General features: G+C 71.5%; 17 protein-coding genes. 6 read left to right on the forward strand and 11 right to left on the reverse strand.

Going from position 1 to position 20,120, the window contains the following annotated elements:
- A complete protein-coding gene (locus Actob_RS37140) occupies nt 1-1,185 on the reverse strand; it encodes an acetoin utilization protein AcuC (protein ID WP_284916637.1) in 1,185 nt (394 codons plus the stop codon).
- Nucleotides 1,186-1,357: 172 nt separating this feature from the next.
- On the opposite strand from Actob_RS37140, the gene Actob_RS37145 reads away from it, so the two are divergent.
- Nucleotides 1,358-2,017, forward strand: coding sequence for a metal-dependent transcriptional regulator (locus Actob_RS37145; protein ID WP_284922461.1), 660 nt, complete (start codon nt 1,358-1,360; stop codon nt 2,015-2,017).
- A 42-nt stretch (nt 2,018-2,059) separates the two neighbouring features.
- Here Actob_RS37145 and Actob_RS37150 read toward each other — a convergent pair whose 3' ends face one another.
- Nucleotides 2,060-2,611, reverse strand: a complete 552-nt coding sequence (locus tag Actob_RS37150; RefSeq protein WP_284916638.1) for a hypothetical protein — start codon at nt 2,609-2,611, stop codon at nt 2,060-2,062.
- A gap of 89 nt (nt 2,612-2,700) precedes the next feature.
- On the opposite strand from Actob_RS37150, the gene Actob_RS37155 reads away from it, so the two are divergent.
- Together Actob_RS37155 and Actob_RS37160 are read left to right on the forward strand one after the other, a co-directional pair.
- A complete protein-coding gene (locus Actob_RS37155; RefSeq protein WP_284916639.1) occupies nt 2,701-3,543 on the forward strand; it encodes a hypothetical protein in 843 nt (280 codons plus the stop codon).
- Nucleotides 3,540-4,445: an alpha/beta fold hydrolase gene (locus Actob_RS37160; protein ID WP_284916640.1), complete on the forward strand. Its 906-nt coding sequence runs from the start codon at nt 3,540-3,542 to the stop codon at nt 4,443-4,445. Before Actob_RS37155 ends, Actob_RS37160 begins: the two co-directional genes overlap by 4 nt.
- 447 nt (nt 4,446-4,892) lie before the next feature.
- Here the strand turns inward: Actob_RS37160 and Actob_RS37165 are convergent, their stop codons facing one another.
- A complete protein-coding gene (locus Actob_RS37165) occupies nt 4,893-6,107 on the reverse strand; it encodes an MFS transporter (protein ID WP_284916641.1) in 1,215 nt (404 codons plus the stop codon).
- Between the two features lie 328 nt (nt 6,108-6,435).
- Here Actob_RS37165 and Actob_RS37170 point away from each other — a divergent pair, with 328 nt between their 5' ends.
- Entirely contained in the window at nt 6,436-6,966 is a 531-nt protein-coding gene (locus tag Actob_RS37170) for a hypothetical protein (protein WP_284916642.1), read from the forward strand.
- 136 nt (nt 6,967-7,102) lie between these two features.
- Here the strand turns inward: Actob_RS37170 and Actob_RS37175 are convergent, their stop codons facing one another.
- The 3 genes from Actob_RS37175 to Actob_RS37185 form a co-directional block, all read right to left on the reverse strand.
- Entirely contained in the window at nt 7,103-9,994 is a 2,892-nt protein-coding gene (locus Actob_RS37175; protein ID WP_284916643.1) for a vitamin B12-dependent ribonucleotide reductase, read from the reverse strand.
- Between the two features lie 47 nt (nt 9,995-10,041).
- A complete protein-coding gene (nrdR, locus tag Actob_RS37180; RefSeq protein WP_284916644.1) occupies nt 10,042-10,563 on the reverse strand; it encodes a transcriptional regulator NrdR in 522 nt (173 codons plus the stop codon).
- A 297-nt stretch (nt 10,564-10,860) separates the two neighbouring features.
- On the reverse strand, nt 10,861-11,001 hold the full coding sequence (locus Actob_RS37185) for a hypothetical protein (protein WP_284916645.1): 141 nt from the start codon (nt 10,999-11,001) through the stop codon (nt 10,861-10,863).
- Nucleotides 11,002-11,252: 251 nt separating this feature from the next.
- On the opposite strand from Actob_RS37185, the gene lexA reads away from it, so the two are divergent.
- Nucleotides 11,253-12,059, forward strand: a complete 807-nt coding sequence (gene lexA / locus Actob_RS37190; RefSeq protein ID WP_407653483.1) for a transcriptional repressor LexA — start codon at nt 11,253-11,255, stop codon at nt 12,057-12,059.
- A 184-nt stretch (nt 12,060-12,243) separates the two neighbouring features.
- Here lexA and Actob_RS37195 read toward each other — a convergent pair whose 3' ends face one another.
- Together Actob_RS37195 and hflX are read right to left on the reverse strand one after the other, a co-directional pair.
- Entirely contained in the window at nt 12,244-14,103 is a 1,860-nt protein-coding gene (locus Actob_RS37195; RefSeq protein WP_284916647.1) for a hypothetical protein, read from the reverse strand.
- A gap of 103 nt (nt 14,104-14,206) precedes the next feature.
- Entirely contained in the window at nt 14,207-15,622 is a 1,416-nt protein-coding gene (gene hflX, locus Actob_RS37200) for a GTPase HflX (protein WP_284916648.1), read from the reverse strand.
- Between the two features lie 197 nt (nt 15,623-15,819).
- On the opposite strand from hflX, the gene Actob_RS37205 reads away from it, so the two are divergent.
- Nucleotides 15,820-17,280, forward strand: coding sequence for an NAD-dependent malic enzyme (locus Actob_RS37205; protein WP_284916650.1), 1,461 nt, complete (start codon nt 15,820-15,822; stop codon nt 17,278-17,280).
- A gap of 144 nt (nt 17,281-17,424) precedes the next feature.
- Here Actob_RS37205 and Actob_RS37210 read toward each other — a convergent pair whose 3' ends face one another.
- The 3 genes from Actob_RS37210 to miaA are packed head-to-tail and all read right to left on the reverse strand — an operon-like array spanning nt 17,425 to nt 19,995.
- Nucleotides 17,425-18,156 (reverse strand): glycerophosphodiester phosphodiesterase, encoded by a 732-nt coding sequence (locus Actob_RS37210; protein ID WP_284916651.1) that lies wholly within the window; start codon nt 18,154-18,156, stop codon nt 17,425-17,427.
- Nucleotides 18,156-19,100, reverse strand: coding sequence for a diaminopimelate epimerase (dapF, locus tag Actob_RS37215; RefSeq protein WP_284916652.1), 945 nt, complete (start codon nt 19,098-19,100; stop codon nt 18,156-18,158). The genes Actob_RS37210 and dapF overlap by 1 nt, the downstream gene beginning before the upstream one ends.
- Before the next feature lie 7 nt (nt 19,101-19,107).
- Nucleotides 19,108-19,995, reverse strand: coding sequence for a tRNA (adenosine(37)-N6)-dimethylallyltransferase MiaA (miaA, locus tag Actob_RS37220; RefSeq protein ID WP_284916653.1), 888 nt, complete (start codon nt 19,993-19,995; stop codon nt 19,108-19,110).
- Nucleotides 19,996-20,120 lie beyond the last annotated feature (125 nt).

Here is a 20,120-nt window from a genome sequence, read left to right on the forward strand (position 1 = left end):
TCAGTCGCGGGGGTCGTGGGGGTCGAGGCCGTGCAGCGGGAAGACCGCGAGCCGGGCGGCCAGGATCGCCCGGTCGACCGGGTCGCTCTCGGTGCCCGGCGACCAGCGCTCGACCGCCGGCTCGGCGCCGTCGGTCATCGTCTCCGGGATCGTGGTGCCGGGGCGGCGCTCGGCGGCCAGCCGGCGCCAGCCCCGCGGGGTCGGGGTGCCCGGGTCCAGGGGCCGGCCGGTGGCCACCGCGAGCAGGTGCGTCCACGCCCGGGGAACCACCTCGACCAGCGCGTACCCACCACCGCCCAGGGCCACCCAGCGGCCCTCGCAGAGCTCGTCGGCGAGCGCCCGCATCGCCAGGTAGGCGGCGCGCTGGCCGTCGACGGAGAGCTTGAGATCGGCGAGCGGGTCGAGCCGGTGCGCGTCGGCACCGCACTGGCTCACGATGATCTCCGGAGCGAACGCCCGGACCACCGACGGGACCACCGCGTGATAGGCCCGCAGCCAGGCGGCGTCGCCGGTCCCCGGGGGCAGCGGCACGTTCACCGCGGTGCCCTCGGCGCCCGGGCCGCCGGTCTCGTCGCAGAACCCGGTACCCGGGAAGAGCGCCAGCGGCGTCTCGTGCAGGCTGACCGTGAGCACCCGCGGATCGTCGTAGAACATCGCCTGCACGCCGTCGCCGTGGTGCACGTCGACATCGATGTAGGCCACCCGCTGCGCGCCGTGGTCGAGCAGCCAGGCGATCGCCACCGCCGGGTCGTTGTAGACACAGAAGCCGGCCGCCCGGGCCGGCATCGCGTGGTGCAGGCCGCCGGCCACGTTCACCGCCCGGCGGGCGACGCCGTGCCAGACCGCCTCGGCGGCCGCGATGCTCGCCCCGCAGATCCGCGCCGAGGAGTCGTGCATGCCGTCGAAGACCGGGTTGTCCGGCGTGTTCAGCCCCCAGCCCAGGAAGAACGGATCGATCGGCGCCTGGCGCACGGCCTCGAGGTAGTCCGCCCGGTGCACCCGGGTTAGCTCGTCCGCGCCGGCCGGCCGCGGCGTGATCAACTGCACACCCGGGCGGTCGAGAACGCCCAGCTCACGGGCGAGCGCCATGGTCAGCTCGACGCGCACCGGGTTGAGCGGGTGATCACCCATGTCGTAGTCGAGCAGAGCCTTGTCCCAGACCACCGCCGTCGTCTCGTCCGCCATGCGGAACATGCTCCCACGTTCGCCCCGCCGGGGTACCGGCCAGAAGACCCGTCGGTCTCTACTCCGGTAGGGTCTCTTGGCACTTGCTCGGGGCGGATGTCAACCCCCCGCCGCGCGGTAACATCGCAGCTGGGAGGACCGCATCGTGAACGACCTTGTCGACACCACCGAGATGTATCTCCGGACCATTCTCGAACTCGAAGAAGAAGGCGTGCCTCCGCTCCGGGCCCGCATCGCCGAGCGCCTGCACCAGAGTGGCCCCACGGTCAGCCAGACGGTCGCCCGCATGGAGCGGGACGGTCTGCTCACCGTCGAGGGGGACCGGCACCTCGTGCTGACCGAGGAGGGGCGGACCACCGCCGTCTCCGTCATGCGCAAGCACCGGCTGGCGGAGCTGCTGCTGGTCAACGTCATCGGCATGCCGTGGGAGGAAGCCCACGAGGAGGCCTGCCGGTGGGAGCACGTGATGAGCGACTCGGTCGAGCGCCGGGTCTACGAGCTGCTGAACAAGCCGACGCGCTCGCCGTACGGGAATCCGATCCCCGGCCTGGAGCACCTCGGCCTGCCCGAGGACGACGTCACCGAGCAGGCCGCCCTGGGTGAGCGCAACCTGGCGTTCCCCGGCCTGACCGGCAGCGTCGTGGTCCGCCGGATCTGCGAGAGCGTCCAGACGAATGCGGATGTGCTGCGTCAGCTGCACGCGGCCGGCATCGACCCGGGGACCACGGTGACTGTCGCGCAGGAGCGCGACGGGGTGACCATCGACAAGTCGGGCGACAAGATCCGGCTGCCGCGGGAGGTCGCGTCGCGGGTGTTCGTCGCCGCGCGCTGAGCTCGACTTCGGGTCCCGGCCCCGGCCCAGCCGGCGGGGCCCTCAGCTGTCCGTGGTGTCCATCGCCTTGGCGAGCTCCAGCAGGCCGGCGTTCATCCTGGTCACCGAGGCGGTCGGCGCCCCCTTGGCGAAGGTGAACTTCAGCGTCTGCAGCTGGGCCGCCTCACTCAGCCAGCCGATCTCCACCGAGGGACCGTGCCCGCCGGTCGCCGCGGCGTTCAGCCGGTAGGCCGCCCGGCCCAGGCCCTTGAGCTTGACCGCCTTCTTTGGCATCCGCTCGGCCAGGAAGATCTTGCTGTCCGCCTTGGTCTGCTCGACCACGGAGAGTGAGAGGTCGGGCCACGGAGCGCTCTCCGTCTGCACCACGCAGGTGGAGGTGTCGTCGACCTGGTCCGAGGCGGCCACGGTGAACCTGACGCCGATCTTCTCCTGGATGAACTTCCAGTCCCACAGGATGCAGGCGCCGCCCGCCGAGGCGGCCGGCACCTCGGCGACCTTGACCGGGGGCAGCGTGACGGGGGCCTCGTCGCGCTCCTTGCAGCCGGACGCGGCGAGCAACGCGACGACGCCGAGCACGGCGGGAACCGTACGCACGAGTGATCCTCCCCGGGGTCGGGCCACACCCTATTGCGCCGTGGACGGGAGCGGAAGTGGTGGGGCTGTTGTATACGGGGAGTAGCCACGTGGAGGGCTTGACGGATGGCGTCAAGTCGGTGCTTGACAGGCGCTGTCAAGGGGCGGAGGATGGCGTCATGACGGGGTCCGACGCGCTGGCGGAGCAGCTGATCAGGCTGCTCGACGTGCGGCTGACCGATCCGCTGGAGATCCTGCTCGACGGGGACGACAGCGTGGCGGTGGTGCGCGGGCGGCTGCGGCGGCGGGCGCTCGACTGGGCCTTCGCCATCGAGCACGGTTCGAGTTCGGAGGCGGTGCACACCCTCGCCCGGTTGATGGCGACGCTCTATCCGGACGATCACGCGTTCGCGCCGCCGGTGGAGTGGTGGCGCACCCCGCTCGGGCAGGCGGTGGCGCGGCGGGTGGGGCATCCGTTCGCCGCTTCGGTGTCCTATGCGATGGCCGGCGCGATGCTCGGCATCACCCGGCAGGGGGTGCACGACCTGGTCCGCCGGGGGAAGCTGCCCCGGCACCCGGAGGGCGGGGTGCCGGTGAGCGCGGTGCGTGAGCGGTTGCTCGCCACCGGACCGCTGGGCGCGATTCCGGAGGAGTCTTCGGTCCTGGACCGGCCTTTTCCCGAGGAGCAGCCCTTCCCCGACGGCCGGCCCTCTCCCCACGGTCAGCCCTTCCTTCACGGCCAGCCTTCTCCTGACGGCCGGCCCCTCCCTCACGGCCAGCCTTCCCCTGACGGCCAGGCCTCCCCCCACGAGCAGCCCTCTCCCCACGGTCAGCCTTTCCCTGACGGCCAGACCTCCGGGGGAGCGGACTTCGCGTGGCCGGCGGAGGACATTCGGGCTGTGGGCAATTTCGGTCATGAGTCGCAGACCGGCAACGACGAGGAGCAGCAATGATCAACGACACTCTGGTCGACGCGGGGAGCGTGCAGATCGCCGTCCGGGACTTCGGCGGTGACGCGCCGCCGCTGCTGCTGTTGCACGGGGCGGGCGGCAACCTCGCACAGATGACCACGCTGGCCCGGGCGCTGCGCCCGCACCACCGGGTCGTCACGCTCGACCTGCGCGGGCACGGCAGGTCCGCGGACGGGCCGTGGACGTGGGACGCCGCCCTGGGTGATCTGGCCGCCGTCTGCGTGGAGCTGGAGTTGGAGCGGCCCGCGGTGGTCGGCCACTCGCTGGGCGGCATGCTGGCCGCGCTCTGGGGTGCCCGCCATCCGGAGTCCCCCGGGGTGGTCAGCCTGGACGGCAACCCGCCACCGACCCGCTCCGACCAGCTTCCCGGGCTGGACCCGGCCAAGGCGGCCGCCGAGCTGGAGCGGTTGACCTCGGTCTTCGACATGATGCAGGCCGCCGCCGGCCAGACCGTCGAGGCCGCCGAGCTGGCCGACCTGGTGGAGCGACAGCGGATGGCCGCCCGCGACATGGGTGCCAACGAGAAGGTGTGGATCGAGGGCTTCCGCCGCAACCTGGTGCACGGCCGGGACGGCAGGACCACCTTCCGCCCGTCCTTCGAGACCACCACGCAACTGCGCACCCTGATGAACGAGCTGGACCTGGCACCCGTCTACGCCGGCACCACCTGCCCCGAGTTGCTGGTGCTGGCCACCCGCGACTTGCCGGAGCAGGAGCCGTTCGCCGACCTGTACGCCGCGCACCGCCGCTACCTGCTGACCCAGGCCCAGGCCGCCCCGCACCTGCGTCACCTGCAGTTGGCCGACGCTTCCCACGCCATGGTGATCGAACACCCCACGCTCCTCGCCTCCCTGATCACCGACTTCCTCGCCGAACACCGCTGACCACCGACCCGGCCCGCCAACCACGACCCGCCCCCGCTACGAACTTTCAGCGCCGCCACCAACCCGTTCCGACCGACCACAAGCCACCAACGCCACAGCCAGACACCAGGGCAGGCAAGCTCTGGCCAGCAATGACCGTGGCGCATCCGGGGAGTGACCTGCGACCTCCACGGGCCTGATCCAGAACGGACCCGCCGGCCGCTCCGTCGGAGGAGGACCGGAACTTCGGGCGCGGCGCTGGGGGACCCGGGACCGGGGCGGCGGTGCGGGAAGCGGCGGCCCGGGCGGCGCCGGGCGTCCGGAGTGGTCCGGCGGTGCGGGAGTTGGCGACCCCGAGCACGACACCGCAAACCGGACGCGGCTCAGCGATGCGGAAGGCGGCGACCCCGAGCACGGCGCCGGAAACCGGACGCGATTCAGCGGCGCGGGAGGCGGCGACCCCGGGAGTCAGGAATGGGGCGGCGGCGTGGGCGGGGTGGCGCCGGCCGGTAGGAGTGGTTTGGCGGCGTGGGAGGCGGCCAGGCCGATGACGAGGGCGCCGAAAACGCAGAGCAGGCCGTTGCGGATGCCCAGGTGCTGGGACAGGACGCCGATCAGCGGAGGGCCGGCCAGGAAAGCGGCGTAACCGATGGAGCCGGCCACCGAGACGCGGATGGCGGCTCGGACCGGATCGTCGGCGGCGGCGCTCATGCCGATCGGGAAGCCCAGGGAGGCACCGACACCCCAGAGCAGGGCGCCGGCCAGGGCGAGCGGCACCGTGCCACCGAAGACGACCAGGAGCAGGCCGGCCGTGGCGGAGACGGCGGTGAGGCGCAGCACCGGGACCCGGCCCCAGCGGTCGGTGGCGGGGCCGCCGTACATCCGGCCCAGGGTCATCGCCGTGACGAAGACGCCGAAACCGACAGCACCGACGGTGTCGCCGGCGTGGTAGCCGTCCACCAGGCTGATCGCCAGCCAGTCGTTGGCGGAGCCCTCGGTGAAGCCGAAACCGAGCAGGATCAGGCCGATCAGGAGGGTGCGGGGTTCGCGCCAGGCCTGACCGGCGGTCATCGCCGGTTTCGCGCCCGGCTCCGGGTCGGCGTGCGGCAGGAAGCGGCGGACCACAGCGGTCTGGACCGCGACGACGACAGCGGTGGTGAAGTAGAGCTGCGCCCAGACCGGTACGCCGGCCGCCGCGGTGACCGCCCCGACGCCCGCGCCGGCAACCGTGCCGAGGCTGAAGCCGGCATGAAAGCGGGGCATGACGGTCCGTCCCAGCCGGCGCTCCACGTCGGCCGCCTCGACGTTCATCGCGACGTCCCAGGTGCTGGTGCCGAACCCGCAGAACAGCAGCGCCGAGCCGGCCAGCACGACCGAGCCGATCAGCGTGGCGGTGCCCAGCACGGCCAGCCCGAAAGCCATCGACATGCTGGCCGCCAGCACCGCCCGGGCCGGGCCGACGCGCTGCACCAGCGGGCCGGCGAGCGGGATCGAGGCGACCGAGGTGCCCGACATGCAGAGCAGCAGCAACCCGAAACCGGCGACCGAGAGGTCCAGCCCGTCCCGCACGGCGGGCGCCCGGGCCAGCCACCCGGCGAGAGCCAGCCCGTTCATCCCGAAGGTGACGCCGACAGCGATCTTGGCCGTGTTCAGCCGGGCGGGCCGGACGTCGATGCTGCTCACCGCCTCAACTTACACGTTAAAGCCCTGGTGGTCATCGAGGCTGCCCGGGCGGCCCTGCCACGGGCCGGCACCGACGGCGGCGGAGGCCGGCACCGACGGCGGCTAGGAACCGCACGGGCGGCGACCGAGACCGGCACCGACGGCGGCTAGGAACGGCACGGGCAGCGACCGAGACCGGCACCGACGGCGACCGAGACGGGCACGGGTGCTGCCACGAGGCGGCGACGACGGCCACCGACCCCTTCACGCGGGCCCGGCCACGAGCCGGTTCGGAGCACGTCCCACAATGAACACCGGGAGAGCGTCGATGGACACGGAAGGAAGGCACATGGGCCGCCCCGAGGAACTGCAGGTGGAGGCACGTTCCGTGCTGGCGCTGCTGGAGCCGCTGGGATCGCTCACCCCGACCGGGAGCTTCGTGTCCGGGCTGATGGTGCGGCGCGAGCTCGACGTGATGCTGCTCGGCGGCCCGGACTTCGGTCCCGCCGACGTGCTCGCCCTGCTCGGCAAGGCGGTCGAGATCCCCGGCCTGACCGGCTTCTCCTGCGCGGACGAGCGCGGCGACCGCTCACCCACCGGCGAGAAACGCGACGAACGCTTCCACGTGCTGCTGACCGTCGGCGAGTGGCAGGCCGACCTGTCCATCTGGCTGCACGACGACCACGCGGACGTCAGCGAGTGGCACCGCGAGCTGGTCACCCGGCTCACCGGCGAGGAGCGCCAGGCCATCCTCGCGATCAAGACGATCTGGCACGAGCGCCCGGAGTACCCGGGCAGCTTCGCCGTCTACACCGCGGTCCTGGAGCACGGCGTCCGCACCGCCGTCGAGTTCGGCGTCTGGCTACGCGCCGGCGGCTGAGGGCCGCGGCCCGCGATCACCGCTTTCCGGTACGCCGTGAGCACGCTCACCGGTCGCCCGGGGGTGCCTGCTCCCGGCGTACCGGAAAAGCGAGACGGGCCGAGCGCACAGCGCGCCCGGCCCGTCTCGGCGAACCTCAGCTGCAGCCCGACGTGGAGCCGCAGCCCTCGCAGACGTAGCAGCTACCGGCGCGGCGCATCTTGGTGCCGCAGGTGAAGCAGAGCGGCGCGTCAGCGGCGTGCCCGGTGACCAGCTCGAGGAGCTCGGTGGACGAGCCCGCCGGCTTCTCCGCGGTGGTCGCGGCCTTGACCTCGGCGACGGTGACCGCCGACGCCGCCGGCGTGACGGCCGGGGCCGACTCCGCCATGTCGGTCACCGCGAGGTCGGCTGCCGCGGCCTCGGCCGCCGCCTCCGCCTGTGCCTGCGCGGTGCGCTCCTTCGCGGTGAAGATGCCCAGCTCGGCACGGGTGTCGTAGGGCAAGAAGTCCAGCGCCAGGCGACGGAAGATGTAGTCCATCACCGAGGACGCCATGCGCACGTCCGGGTCGTCGGTCATGCCGGCCGGCTCGAAGCGCATGTTGGTGAACTTGCTGACGTACGTCTCCAGCGGGACGCCGTACTGAAGGCCTATCGAGATGGCCACCGAGAAGGCGTCCATCACGCCGGCCAGGGTGGAGCCCTGCTTCGACATCTTCAGGAAGACCTCGCCGAGGCCGTCGTCCGGGTAGGACGACGCGGTGAGGTAGCCCTCGGCACCGCCGACCGAGAAGGAGACCGTCTCGGAGGGGCGCTTCTTCGGCAGCCGCTTGCGGATCGGGCGGTACTCGACCACCTTCTCCACCACCTTCTCGACCGCCTTCTCCTCGACCTCGGCAGCGGCCGGCGCCGCGGCCTTGGCGGTCTTGCCCGCCGACAGCGGCTGGCCGACCTTGCAGTTGTCGCGGTAGATCGCGAGCGCCTTCAGGCCGAGCTTCCAGCCCTGGTAGTGGATCTCCTCGATCTCCTCGACGGTCGCCGTCTCCGGCATGTTGACCGTCTTCGAGATCGCGCCGGAGATGAACGGCTGCACCGCGGCCATCATCCGGACGTGGCCGAGCGGGGCGATCGACCGCTCGCCCATGGCGCAGTCGAAGACCGCGTAGTGCTCCGGCTTGAGGCCGGGGGCGTCGACCACGTTGCCGTGCTCGGAGATGTGCTCGACGATCGCCTCGACCTGCTCCTCGGGGTACCCGAGGCTGCGCAGGGCGCGCGGCACCGTCTGGTTGACGATCTGCATGGAGCCGCCGCCGACCAGCTTCTTGAACTTGACCAGGGCCAGGTCGGGCTCGATGCCGGTGGTGTCGCAGTCCATCATCAGGCCGATGGTGCCGGTCGGGGCGAGCACCGACGCCTGGGCGTTGCGCCAGCCGTTCCTCTCACCGATCTTGTTGCCGGTCTTCCACTGCTTGGTGGCCTCCCGGACGATCTCGGTGGCGACCACGCCCTGCGGGCGGATCTCGTCGTTGGCGGCGGCGTGCTTGCGCATGACCCGCTGGTGCGCCTCGGCGTTGCGGGCGTACCCGTCGTACGCGCCGACGACGCCGGCCAGCTCGGCCGAGCGGCGGTACGCCGTCCCGGTCATCAGCGAGGTGATCGCCGCGGCGACGCTGCGGCCGCCCTCGGAGTCGTACGGCAGGCCGGAGGCCATCAGCAGCGCGCCGATGTTCGCGTACCCGATGCCGAGCTGCCGGTACGCCCGGGTGGTGATCCCGATCTTCTCGGTCGGGAAGTCCGCGAAGCAGATCGAGATGTCCATCGCGGTGATGATGAACTCGACGCTCTTGACGAACTTCTCCACCTCGAAGCCACCGTCGGCCTTGAGGAACTTCATCAGGTTCAGCGAGGCCAGGTTGCAGGACGAGTCGTCCAGCGACATGTACTCCGAGCACGGGTTGGACGCGGTGATCCGGCCGGTCTCGGGGTTGGTGTGCCAGTCGTTGATGGTGTCGTCGTACTGCAGGCCGGGGTCGGCGCACTCCCAGGCGGCCTTGGCGATGTCGCGGAACAGCTTCCTGGCGTCGATGGTCTCGATGACCTCGCCGTTGAGCCGGCCGCGGAGACCGAACTCGGTGCCGTTCTCGTACGCCGTCATGAACTCGTCGCTGACCCGCACCGAGTTGTTGGCGTTCTGGTACTGCACCGAGACGATGTCGGCGCCGCCCAGGTCCATGTCGAAGCCGGCGTCCCGCAGCGCGCGGATCTTGTCCTCTTCGCGCGCCTTGGTGGAGACGAACTCCTCGATGTCCGGGTGGTCCACGTCGAGGATGACCATCTTGGCCGCGCGCCGGGTGGCGCCACCGGACTTGATGGTGCCCGCGCTGGCGTCCGCGCCGCGCATGAAGCTGACCGGGCCGCTCGCCGTCCCCCCGGACGACAGCAGCTCCTTGGACGAGCGGATGCGGGAGAGGTTGACGCCCGAGCCGGAGCCGCCCTTGAAGATCAGGCCCTCCTCCTTGTACCACTCCAGGATGGAGTCCATGGAGTCGTCGACGGAGAGGATGAAGCACGCGCTGACCTGCTGCGGCGACTTGGTCCCGACGTTGAACCAGACCGGCGAGTTGAAGCTGAACACCTGGTGCAGCAGCATCCAGGTGAGCTCGTGGTCGAACACCTCGGCGTCGTCCACGGAGGCGAAGTAACCGTGCTCCTCGCCCGCCTTGCGGTAGGTCTGGACGACCCGGTCGATCAGCTGCCGCAGCGACGTCTCCCGCTCGGGCGTGCCGACCGCGCCCCGGAAGTACTTGGTCGTCACGATGTTCGCGGCGTTCACGCTCCAGAACGCCGGGAACTCCACGCCGCGCTGCTCGAAGTTGATCGAGCCGTCCCGCCAGTTCGTCATGACGACGTCGCGGCGCTCCCACTCGACCTCGTCGTACGGGTGGACGCCCGCCGTCGTCCACACCCGCTCCACCCGCAGCCCCCCGGTCGCCGCGCCGGTCGCGTTTGCCCGGCTGCGCTGGCGACCCGCAGTGATGCCGTCTCCGGCCATATGAACGTGCTCCCCCTCGTAGATACCGCGGAAAGTGTGGCTGGTTCTCAGCCGTTGATCTTGGGAACGCGGGCCGAGCCGGACCGCGGCGCGACGGCGTGTCGCGTCCCGGCGTCCCGGACGGGCGGCGCCTCCCGGAGCGAGGCGATCTCCTTCTCGAACTCGTCGAGCGAGTCGAAGGACTTGTAGACGCTGGCGAACCGCAGATAGGCGACCTGGTCGAGTTCACGCAACGGCGTGAGAATCGCCAGGCCCACCTCGTGGCTCGGAATCTCGGCAGCGCCCCGCGCCCGGACGGTCTCCTCGACCCGCTGCGCGAGCAACGCGATCGAGTCCTCGTCGACGGGCCGGCCCTGGCAGGCCTTGCGGACCCCACTCATGATCTTGGTGCGACTGAAGGGCTCGGTGACGCCGCTGCGCTTGACCACCGCGAGCACCGCCTCCTCGACCGTGGTGAACCGCTTGCCGCACTCCGGGCACGAGCGGCGCCGACGGATCAGCTGACCGTCGTCGGCCTCGCGCGAGTCCACGACACGCGAATCAGCGTGCCGGCAGTACGGGCAACGCACCGCGATCTCTCCCTTCGCCCCTCACCCGGACACGCCGAAGCACAGCCCCGCCGTATGGAGAAACATCGGCGCGACTGTGAACGAACCTGCGGAAAACCGGGGAGGAGAAACCCAACCTGTGGATGGCTTACATCTCTGTAACCACTAGATGTTGGGGAAGACGCTATGCCGCGTCGGACGCCGACGCAAGTTTGACGACGTGCCGACGCGCCGTATTTTGCACCTCAACACGCAGGGGTGATCGCATGATCACAGGCCGCGTCGGGAAACCTCGGGACGCACCGGCAGGAGGGCGCGTCAACCCCGCGAGGCGGTCACGAACAAGACAACGCTCGCCAGCACGGCCATGGCGAAGAAGAGGGCCAGAACCACCACCCGGCCGCGCCGGGTCAGCCGCAGCGGCGGGGCCACGTGTCGCGCGCCACCGGTGACCACCATGACAGGACCCCTCCCTCGGACACCCGTTCGATAGAACGCCCGTACGACGGTCTATCAGAACGGGAGTACGAAAATCCAGTCCCGACGAGCGACACGCCGGTGAAACCTCGTACAGATGTTTGAATATGTCGCACCCGCCCATTACGGTTTGCTGTCAAGAGGGGTCAGCCGGACAAACGCCATCCCCACGGCGCGTCCGGCTCCGCGACGCACCACGTGCCGACAGGCACTGGCCGACAGGGAGGGCGGACGTGTCGACCGACGACCGCACGAGCCAGCAGCAACCGATCCAGCGGCAGCCGAGCAGATCGTCCGAGGCCGGCGGCGCCGCGGCCGCCATGCGGCGGCGCACCCCCAGCCGGGCCCGCTCCGCCGACGCCCCGCAGCTGCGTTCGGTCACCGCGGTCGGCAGCCTGGCCGAGCCGATCGCCACCGACCTGACCGCCCGGCAGCGGCGGATCCTCGAGTTCATCAGGGAGTGGGGCGAGAAATACGGTTACCCGCCCAGCGTCCGGGAGATCGGCGAGGCCGTCGGCCTGGTCTCCCCGTCCAGCGTGGCCTACCAGCTGAAGGCCCTGGAGACCAAGGGCTACCTGCGCCGCGACCCCAACCGGCCGCGTGCCGTCGACGTCCGCTCCCCCGGTGAGCTGGTCGACGACGAGGCGCTGCGGGCCGCCCGCCCGCAGCCGGCCTACGTGCCGCTGGTCGGCCGGATCGCGGCCGGTGGCCCGATCCTCGCCGAGCAGGCGGTGGAGGACTTCTTCCCGCTGCCGCGCGAGCTGGTCGGCGAGGGCGAGGTCTTCATGCTGGAGGTCAAGGGCGACTCGATGATCGACGCGGCGATCTGCAACGGCGACTGGGTGGTGGTCCGCCAGCAGCCGACCGCCGAGGCCGGCGACATCGTGGCCGCCATGATCGACGGCGAGGCCACGGTCAAGAGCTACCGTCAGCGCGACGGCCACGTCTGGCTGATGCCGGCCAACCCGGCCTTCGACCCGATCCCGGGCGACGACGCCACCATCATGGGCCGCGTGGTCGCCGTCCTGCGCCGCGTCTGACCGCTGAGATTCCGCGGACCCTTTCCGGGGTACGCCCTGAGCCGTCCCGGCCGGCGCAAGCGCCGCTCCGGGCCGGCTGAGAGCGGCGAAGCGAAGAGCCGGCTCGCGGGAAGCGAAGGGCGACCGCTCGATTCGTGGAAAAGCCGAGGGCCGGCACCCACCGGGTGCCGGCCCTCCGACGTGCTCAGCGGCGGTCGAAGCCGCCCTCGTCCCGTCCCTGCGGCGGGCGGCCACCGCCGCCGTAGACCCCGGGGCCGGACGGCCGCGGCTGCCCACCGGCCTGCGGCGGCCGCGGCGGGCGCTGCTGGCCCTGCCCCTGGGGCCGCTGACCCTGCCCCTGCGGTCGGCCCTGTCCCTGCGGCCGTTGCTGACCCTGTCCCTGCGGCCGGGGCTGGCCCTGTCCCTGTGGCCGCGGCTGGCCGCCGCCCTGCGGTCGCGGCTGGCCCTGCCCCTGCGGACGCGGCTGGCCGCCGCCCTGCGGACGCTGCTGCCCACCACCCTGCGGACGCTGCTGGCCACCCTGCGGCGGGCGGGGCTGGCCACCACCCGGCTGGCCGCCGTACACACCGCCGCCGGCACCGGCACCGCGGCCGGGCTGCTGCGGACCACGCGGCGGCTGCTGCGCGCCGCCCCGGCCGGGCTGCTGCCCGCGCTGCGGCTGCTGCGGCGGGCGCTGCTGCGACCCACCGGCCGGCGGACGCTGCTGGGGACCGCGCTGACCCTGCGGCGGCGGGGCGGCGGGGCGCGCGTACTGCGGGGTGGCGGCCGGTGGGCCGGACTTGGCGCCGTACACCGGGCCGTTGCCGCCGCCACCGTTGTAATCGGAGCCGGACCGCTGCGGGAGGCCCCCGCTGCCCACGCCGATCAGCTCGGTCGCCGGGTCACCGGCGGCGATCCCGCCGCTCGGCGCGTCGTCGACGCTCGCCCCGCGCGGGTGCTGCTTGCGGAACCGGACGATGCCGAACACGCCGACCCCGACCAGGAGCAGACCGAGGATGCCGACCCCGGCGACGGCGTTGGTGATGTCGCTCACCTCGAGGTCCGAGTACCACGATTTCGCAGCGGCGCCGCCGGACTGTTTCTTGGAGACCACCGCGACGGTGGTGGCCGGCTCGTACGACCGGATGTAGTTGGCCGTCTCCTTGTCCCCGTTCATGTCGGAGACGGTGAGGAAGCTCTTGCCGTCCGCGCTGTACGCGATCGCCTCGCCGTACTGCTCGTTCGGCAGGCCGGTGGTGCGCGGCTTGCCCTTCAGGGCGCCGACGACGTCACCGTTCTTGACGTCCCACTCCATCGCGTCGGTGTAGGTGCGCAGCACCACCTTCGACCCGTCGGCGGAGACGGCGCCGCCGGTGACCACCCGGTTGAACGTCTTGGCGAACGCGTTGCTGGCGGTCTCGGTGGCCTGGATCGACACCTCACCGACCCGGGTCATCGGCACCGGCGTCTTGTTGTTCGCCTTCAGCGGGCCGGACGGCTTGTAGATGAACGCCGCGCCGGACACCTCCTTGGTGACGAGGTACGGCGTGCCGTCGGGGGCCATCAGCAGCGCCTCGGCGTCGTGCCTGTCGCCCTCCGGGTAGCTGAGCCGATAGATCACCGGCGCCTTCTTCCCGCTGGCCGGCATGCTCCACAGCGCGACGTGCGGGCGCGGCTCCTCACCCTTGAGGATGGCGTTGTCGCCGGTGTCGGCGATCCAGACGGAGCCGTCCTTCGGCGAGACGATCATGTCTTCGGTGTCGAGGGGATTGCTCGGGTACGAACGCGGCGTCCCCTTGATGTTGCACGACGAGTCCAGGAAGAAGACCCTCTTGTGGTCGTCGCTGGTCGAGCTGTCGTCGATGGCGATGAAGCCTCCGCTCTTCGTCGCCACCAGGCCGGAGACCTCGTCGAGCAGGGGGTCCTTGACCTTGCAAACCTTCTTACCGGGCGTCGCCTTGGCACTGACCGTCGCCGTCGGGGTCGGGTCAGCGGCGGACGCGCCGGTGCCACCGATCGCCACCAGGCCCAGACCCAGCACGATCGAGAACACGAGACGCCGCATCCGCACAGTGTCGCATGCGGCGTCCCCCATCGGTGTAACGCGTGGATCAACCCTGGTCAAAGGTCACCAGGTGTCTGTTTTCACGGCTCGACACAGGTAACTCTCAGCAACGGAACTGTTCCAGGTCGGCCGCCAGCCGCTCGTCGACGAGAACGTGGAACTCGGTGCCGTCGTCGAGGTGCCGGGACTGGAGCACCTTCCCGGTCCGGTGCACCCGGGCGACGAGGTCGGCCCGGTCGTACGGCAGCAGGATGCGCAACTCCACCGCCGGGCGGGGCAGCCGCGCCGCGATGGCCGCTTTCAGCTCCTGGACGCCCGAACCGGTGCGCGCCGAGACGAACACCGCGTCCGGCCAGGTCCGCTTGAGCCGCAGCACGGTCTCCTCGTCGGCCGCGTCCATCTTGTTGATCACCAGCAGCTCGGGGACCCGGTCGGCCTCGACCTCGCCGAGCACCTCGCGGACCGCGCTGACCTGACCCTCCGGGTCCGGGTGCGAGCCGTCGACGACGTGCACCAGCAGGTCGGCGTCGGCCACCTCCTCCAGCGTCGAGCGGAACGCCTCGACGATCTGGTGCGGCAGGTGCCTGACGAACCCGACGGTGTCGGAGAGCGTGTAGACCCGGCCGTCCTCCGCCGAGGTGCGCCGGGTGGTCGGATCCAGGGTGGCGAACAGCGCGTTCTCCACCAGGACGCCGGCCTCGGTCAGACGGTTCAGCAGGCTGGACTTCCCGGCGTTGGTGTAACCGGCGATGGCCACCGCCGGCGTGCCGCTGGCCTGCCGGCGGGACCGCTTGGTGTCCCGGGCCGTCCGCATGGCCTTGATCTCGCGCCGCAGCTTGGCGATGCGGTGGTTGATCCGCCGGCGGTCGGTCTCCAGCTTGGTCTCACCGGGACCGCGCGTGCCCACGCCGCCGCCACCGGAACCGCCGCCACCGGCGCCACCGCCCTGCCGGGAGAGCGACTCACCCCAGCCGCGCAGTCGCGGCAGCAGGTATTGCAGCTGGGCCAGCTCGACCTGGGCCTTGCCCTCTTTGCTCTTCGCGTGCTGGGCGAAGATGTCCAGGATCAGGGCGGTCCGGTCGACCACCTTGACCTTGATCTGCTGCTCCAGGTTGCGCAGCTGGGACGGGGAGAGTTCGCCGTCGCAGATGACGGTGTCGGCGCCACTGGCGACGACCGCGTCCCGCAGCTCGTCGACCTTGCCCCGGCCGATGAACGTGGCCGCGTCGGGCTGGCGACGCCGCTGGATCAGGCCCTCGAGGACCTGGGAGCCGGCGGTCTCGGCGAGTTGGGCGAGCTCGGTCAGCGAGTTGTCCGCGTCCTCCACGCTGCCCTCGGTCCAGACGCCGACCAGGACGACTCGTTCGAGTCGCAACTGGCGGTACTCGACCTCGGTGATGTCGGTCAGCTCGGTGGAGAGTCCGGCCACCCGCCTGAGCGAGTGCCGCTCCTCCAGCTCGAGGTCGCCGGTCGTCAGGTCCGGCTCGTCAAGGACGGGTGTCTGGTACGTGTTTCGCAAAAGTGACCTCCTCGACCCGATCGTGGCACGTCACGGTTGCGAGCGCATCCACATAACCGGGTCCGACTCACCAGTAACCACCGCACAGGTATCGAACATTCCGGTCGAGCGACAATTCGAGGGTCTGCCCGGCGGGTCACGTGGAAGCGAGGCGAGGGCAGACCCTCAACTCACCCACCAACGTCGGAGGGACCACCGTGGTGACCACCCGCCTGCCGAGCGCAGGATTCTCGATCACGATCCGCATCGCCGTTACCGCGGACGCCTCGTCCATCGGCCGGCTCACCACCTGCGTGGGCGAGGCCGGGGCCATCGTGACGGCACTGGACGTGGTGGACTCCGACCCCACCCGGGTGCTCGTCGACCTGACCTGCGACACCGCCGACTCCGCACACGCCGACCAGGTCGTCAAGCAGCTCGAGGAGCAGGACGGGGTGGACGTCCGGAAGGTCTCCGACCGGACCTTCCTGCTGCACCTGGGCGGCAAGATCGAGGTCAACTCGAAGGTCGCGCTGCGTAACCGGGACGAGCTTTCCCGGGCGTACACCCCGGGCGTGGCGCGCGTCTGCATGGCGATCGCGGAGAACCCGGCCGACGCCCGCCGGCTGACCATCAAGCGCAACACGGTGGCCGTGGTCAGCGACGGCTCCGCGGTGCTCGGCCTGGGCAACATCGGCCCGGCCGCGGCGATGCCGGTGATGGAGGGCAAGGCCGCGCTCTTCAAGCGGTTCGGCGGGGTGGACGCCTGGCCCGTGGTGCTGGACACCCAGGACACCGACGAGATCGTCAAGATCGTCAAGGCGATCGCCCCGGCCTACGGCGGCATCAACCTGGAGGACATCGCCGCGCCGCGGTGCTTCGAGATCGAGGCGCGGCTGCGCGAGCAGCTGGACATCCCGGTCTTCCACGACGACCAGCACGGCACCGCGATCTGCGTGCTGGCCGCGCTCACCAACGCGCTGCGCGTGGTCGGCAAGCGCATGGAGGACGTCACGGTGGTGGTCTCCGGCGCGGGTGCGGCCGGCACCGCGATCATGAAGCTGCTGATGCGGCAGGGCGTCGGCGACATCATCGCCTACGACCGGAACGGCGCCCTGCACCGCGGCATGCCCGGCCTCAACGAGTCGATGCAGTGGCTCGCCGACCACACCAACAAGGCGAACTACTCGGGCGACCTGCCCGGCGCGATCGTCGGCGCCGACGTCTTCATCGGCGTCTCCGCGCCCAACCTGCTGACCGGCGACGACATCGCCAAGATGGCGGACAAGTCGATCGTCTTCGCGATGGCCAACCCGGATCCGGAGGTGGACCCGCGGGAGGCCCGCAAGCACGCCGCGGTCGTCGCCACCGGCCGCTCCGACCAGCCCAACCAGATCAACAACGTGCTGGCCTTCCCCGGCGTCTTCCGCGGCATGCTGGACGTCAGCGCCGAGGAGTTCACCGAGGAGATGGCTCTGGCGGCCGCCCGCGCGATCGCCGACGTGGTGGGCGAGGACAAGCTCAACCCCACGGTGATCATCCCCAGCGTGTTCGATCCCCGGGTGACCCCCGCTGTCGCTGCCGCGATCCGCGCGGTGGTCCGCGGCGTCCCGGCTCCGGCGAACCCGTCCGCCACGCCCGCGTCCGAACTCGACCAGGCGCCGGAGGGGATCTTCTAGGGCCGACAACGATCACAACCGTCATCGACGCGGGTCCGCGCGGGTGCGGATCGCATGCTCCCGCGCGGGCCGGGCACGGAGATCTGGCCGCTGGCGCGTCCAGAACGATCTCCGTGCCCTTCACTGCCCGTGGCTGGTCACCGTCTACATCGCGAGATCAAAGGCCCAACCGGCCAGCTCGCCGACGTAATCGGTGATCAGGCCGGCCACACCGGCGTCGACCAACGGGCGCCACCGGGTCAGATCGTTGGCGGTCCAGGGCATGACGCCGACACCCACCTCGGTGAGGGCTGCCATCGTGTCCGGTCCGGTGAGGACGTCGGCGACCGACGGGTTGCAGTAGGTGACGCCGAGCTCGCGGCAGAGCTCGACGGTTTCGGCGTCGAAGCGGAACAGGAGCAGGCCGCGACGGACCTCGGGGGCGAGCTGGCGGGCCTTGCGGACCACGTCGGCCTCGAAGCTCTGCACGACGGTCCGGTCCAGCAGGTCGTACTCGGCGAGGGCGGCGATCACCGCTTTCACCTCGTCGAGCGTGGCCGGGGGCTTGATCTCCAGGAGGATCTCGGCACTGGTCGGCTGGAGCAGCGCCAGCGCCTCGGCGAGGGTGGGCACCCGCAGGCCGGCGTGCCCGGGCCCGAACCAGGAGCCGGCGTCCAGCGTGGCGATCTCGTCGGCGCGCAGGTCCCAGACCCGGCCGGAGCCGGAGGTGGTGCGGTCCACGGTCCGGTCGTGGATCACCACCGGGACGCCGTCGGCGGTGCACCGCACATCGAACTCGACGAAGGTGGCACCGGCCCGCGCCGCGGCGGCCAGGGCGGGCAGGGTGTTCTCCGGAGCCACCGCGGAGTATCCACGGTGGGCGACGCGGTGCAGCATCAGCCGGCCACCGCCCGGCCCGCGCCAGCAGTGCCCGGCGCGGTGCCCACTGCTGCGCCCGGCGCGGTGCCCAGTGCGGTGCCCGGAGCTGCCGGGGACGCGGCGCACACCGCCGGATCCACCTCGCCCGAGGCGACCAGCACGGCGGGACCGGCCAGCCACCAGGCGCCCCGCTCGTCGCAGGTGATCACGAGCCGGCCGCCCAGCACGTCGACAGCGACCGAGCCGCGCTCCAGGCCCGCCTCGCGCAGCGCGACCGCGCCGACCGCGAGCGCGCCGGTGCCGCAGGACATGGTCTCGCCGGAGCCCCGCTCGTGCACCCGCATCCGCACGTGCCGGTCCGCCCCGGCCACCGCCTCGGCGGCCTCGACGAACTCCACGTTCACCCCGGCGGCGAACAGCGACCCGTCGACCATCGGGGCGACGGTCAGGTCCAGGCCGCCCAGCTCGACCCCGTCGTGCAGGCCGCAAACCAGGTGCGGGTTCCCGCAGTCGACGGCGATGCCGGGGACGGTCAGGGCACCCACGGTCGCGGTGCTCGCCGCGTAGACCCGGGGCGTGCTCATGCGTACCGAAATCGTGTCGGTCCCGACCACGGCGACCATGACGCCGGCCCGGGTCGCCACCGGCAGGCCCGCCGGGTCGGCCGTGGCCAGGCCCCGCTCGACCAGGTAGCGGGCGAAGACGCGGACGCCGTTGCCGCACATCTCGGCGATGGAGCCGTCGCTGTTCCAGTAGTCCATGAACCACTCGGCCTCGGTGGCGTGCCCGGCCGCCGCGGGGTGTTTCGCCGCGCGCACCACCCGCAGCACGCCGTCACCGCCGATCCCGCGCCGCCGGTCGCAGAGGGCGGCGACCAGCGCCGGCGTCAGCTCCAGCTCGCCGTCGAAGTCGGGGAGGATGACGAAGTCGTTAGCAGTGCCGTGACCCTTGGTGAAAAACACGCCGCCATCATCCCGCAACCGCCAGCGCGTCGGCTACCAGCGTCGGGGCGGCGCCGTCCAGCCAGGTGACCGCCGGGTCGCGGCGGAACCAGGAGCGCTGCCGCCGGACGAACCGGCGGGTGCCACGCACCGTCTCCTCCTTCGCCTCCGACTCGGTCATCGTGCCGTCCAGCTGGGCGATGGCCTGCTGGTAGCCGAGCGCCCGGGAAGCCGTCCGGCCGTCCCGGATCCCGGCCGCGTCCAGCGCGCGCACCTCGTCGAGCAGCCCGGCCGCCCACATCAGGTCGACCCGCAGCGCGATCCGCTCGTCCAGCTCGGCGACGTCCCGATCCACGCCGATCTGCACCGACGGGTAATGCGGTCGCGGATCCGGCAGGGCGGCGGTGAACGGCCGGCCGGTCAGCTCGATCACCTCCAGGGCCCGGACGATCCGCCGGCCGTTGGACGGCAGGATCTTGCCGGCGGCGACCGGGTCACGCTCGCTCAGCCGGGCGAAGAGCGGCGCCGGGCCGGTCTCGGCCAGCTCGGCCTCCAGGCGGGCCCGGATCGCCGGATCGGTGCCGGGGAACTCGAACTCCTCCAGCACCGCCCGCACGTAGAGCCCGGAGCCGCCGACCAGCAGCGGCACCCGCCCCCGGGCCAGGATGTCGTCGATCGCCGCGCGGGCCAGCGCCTGATATTCGGCGACGGCGGCGGTGACCGAGACGTCCCAGATGTCGAGCAGATGGTGCGGCACGCCCTCGCGCTCCGGCACGCTCAGCTTGGCGGTCCCGATGTCCATCCCGCGGTACAACTGCATCGAGTCGGCATTGACCACTTCACCCCCCAAGGCGTGGGCGAGTGCGATGCTCAACGCGGACTTGCCCGCCGCCGTCGGCCCGACAACGGTGACCACGCGGGGACTGGGACTCGACGGCACAAAGCAACCGTAGGACAAGGTTGTGTCACGGTCGTCGGCGGGAGCTTTCCCCTAACCGGGTTGGACCTGTGACAATGCGCGAGAAAGAATGCCCCTGAGAA

Origin of the sequence: Actinoplanes oblitus (assembly GCF_030252345.1) — a bacterium.
In the GTDB taxonomy this organism is placed as follows: Bacteria; Actinomycetota; Actinomycetes; order Mycobacteriales; family Micromonosporaceae; genus Actinoplanes; species Actinoplanes oblitus.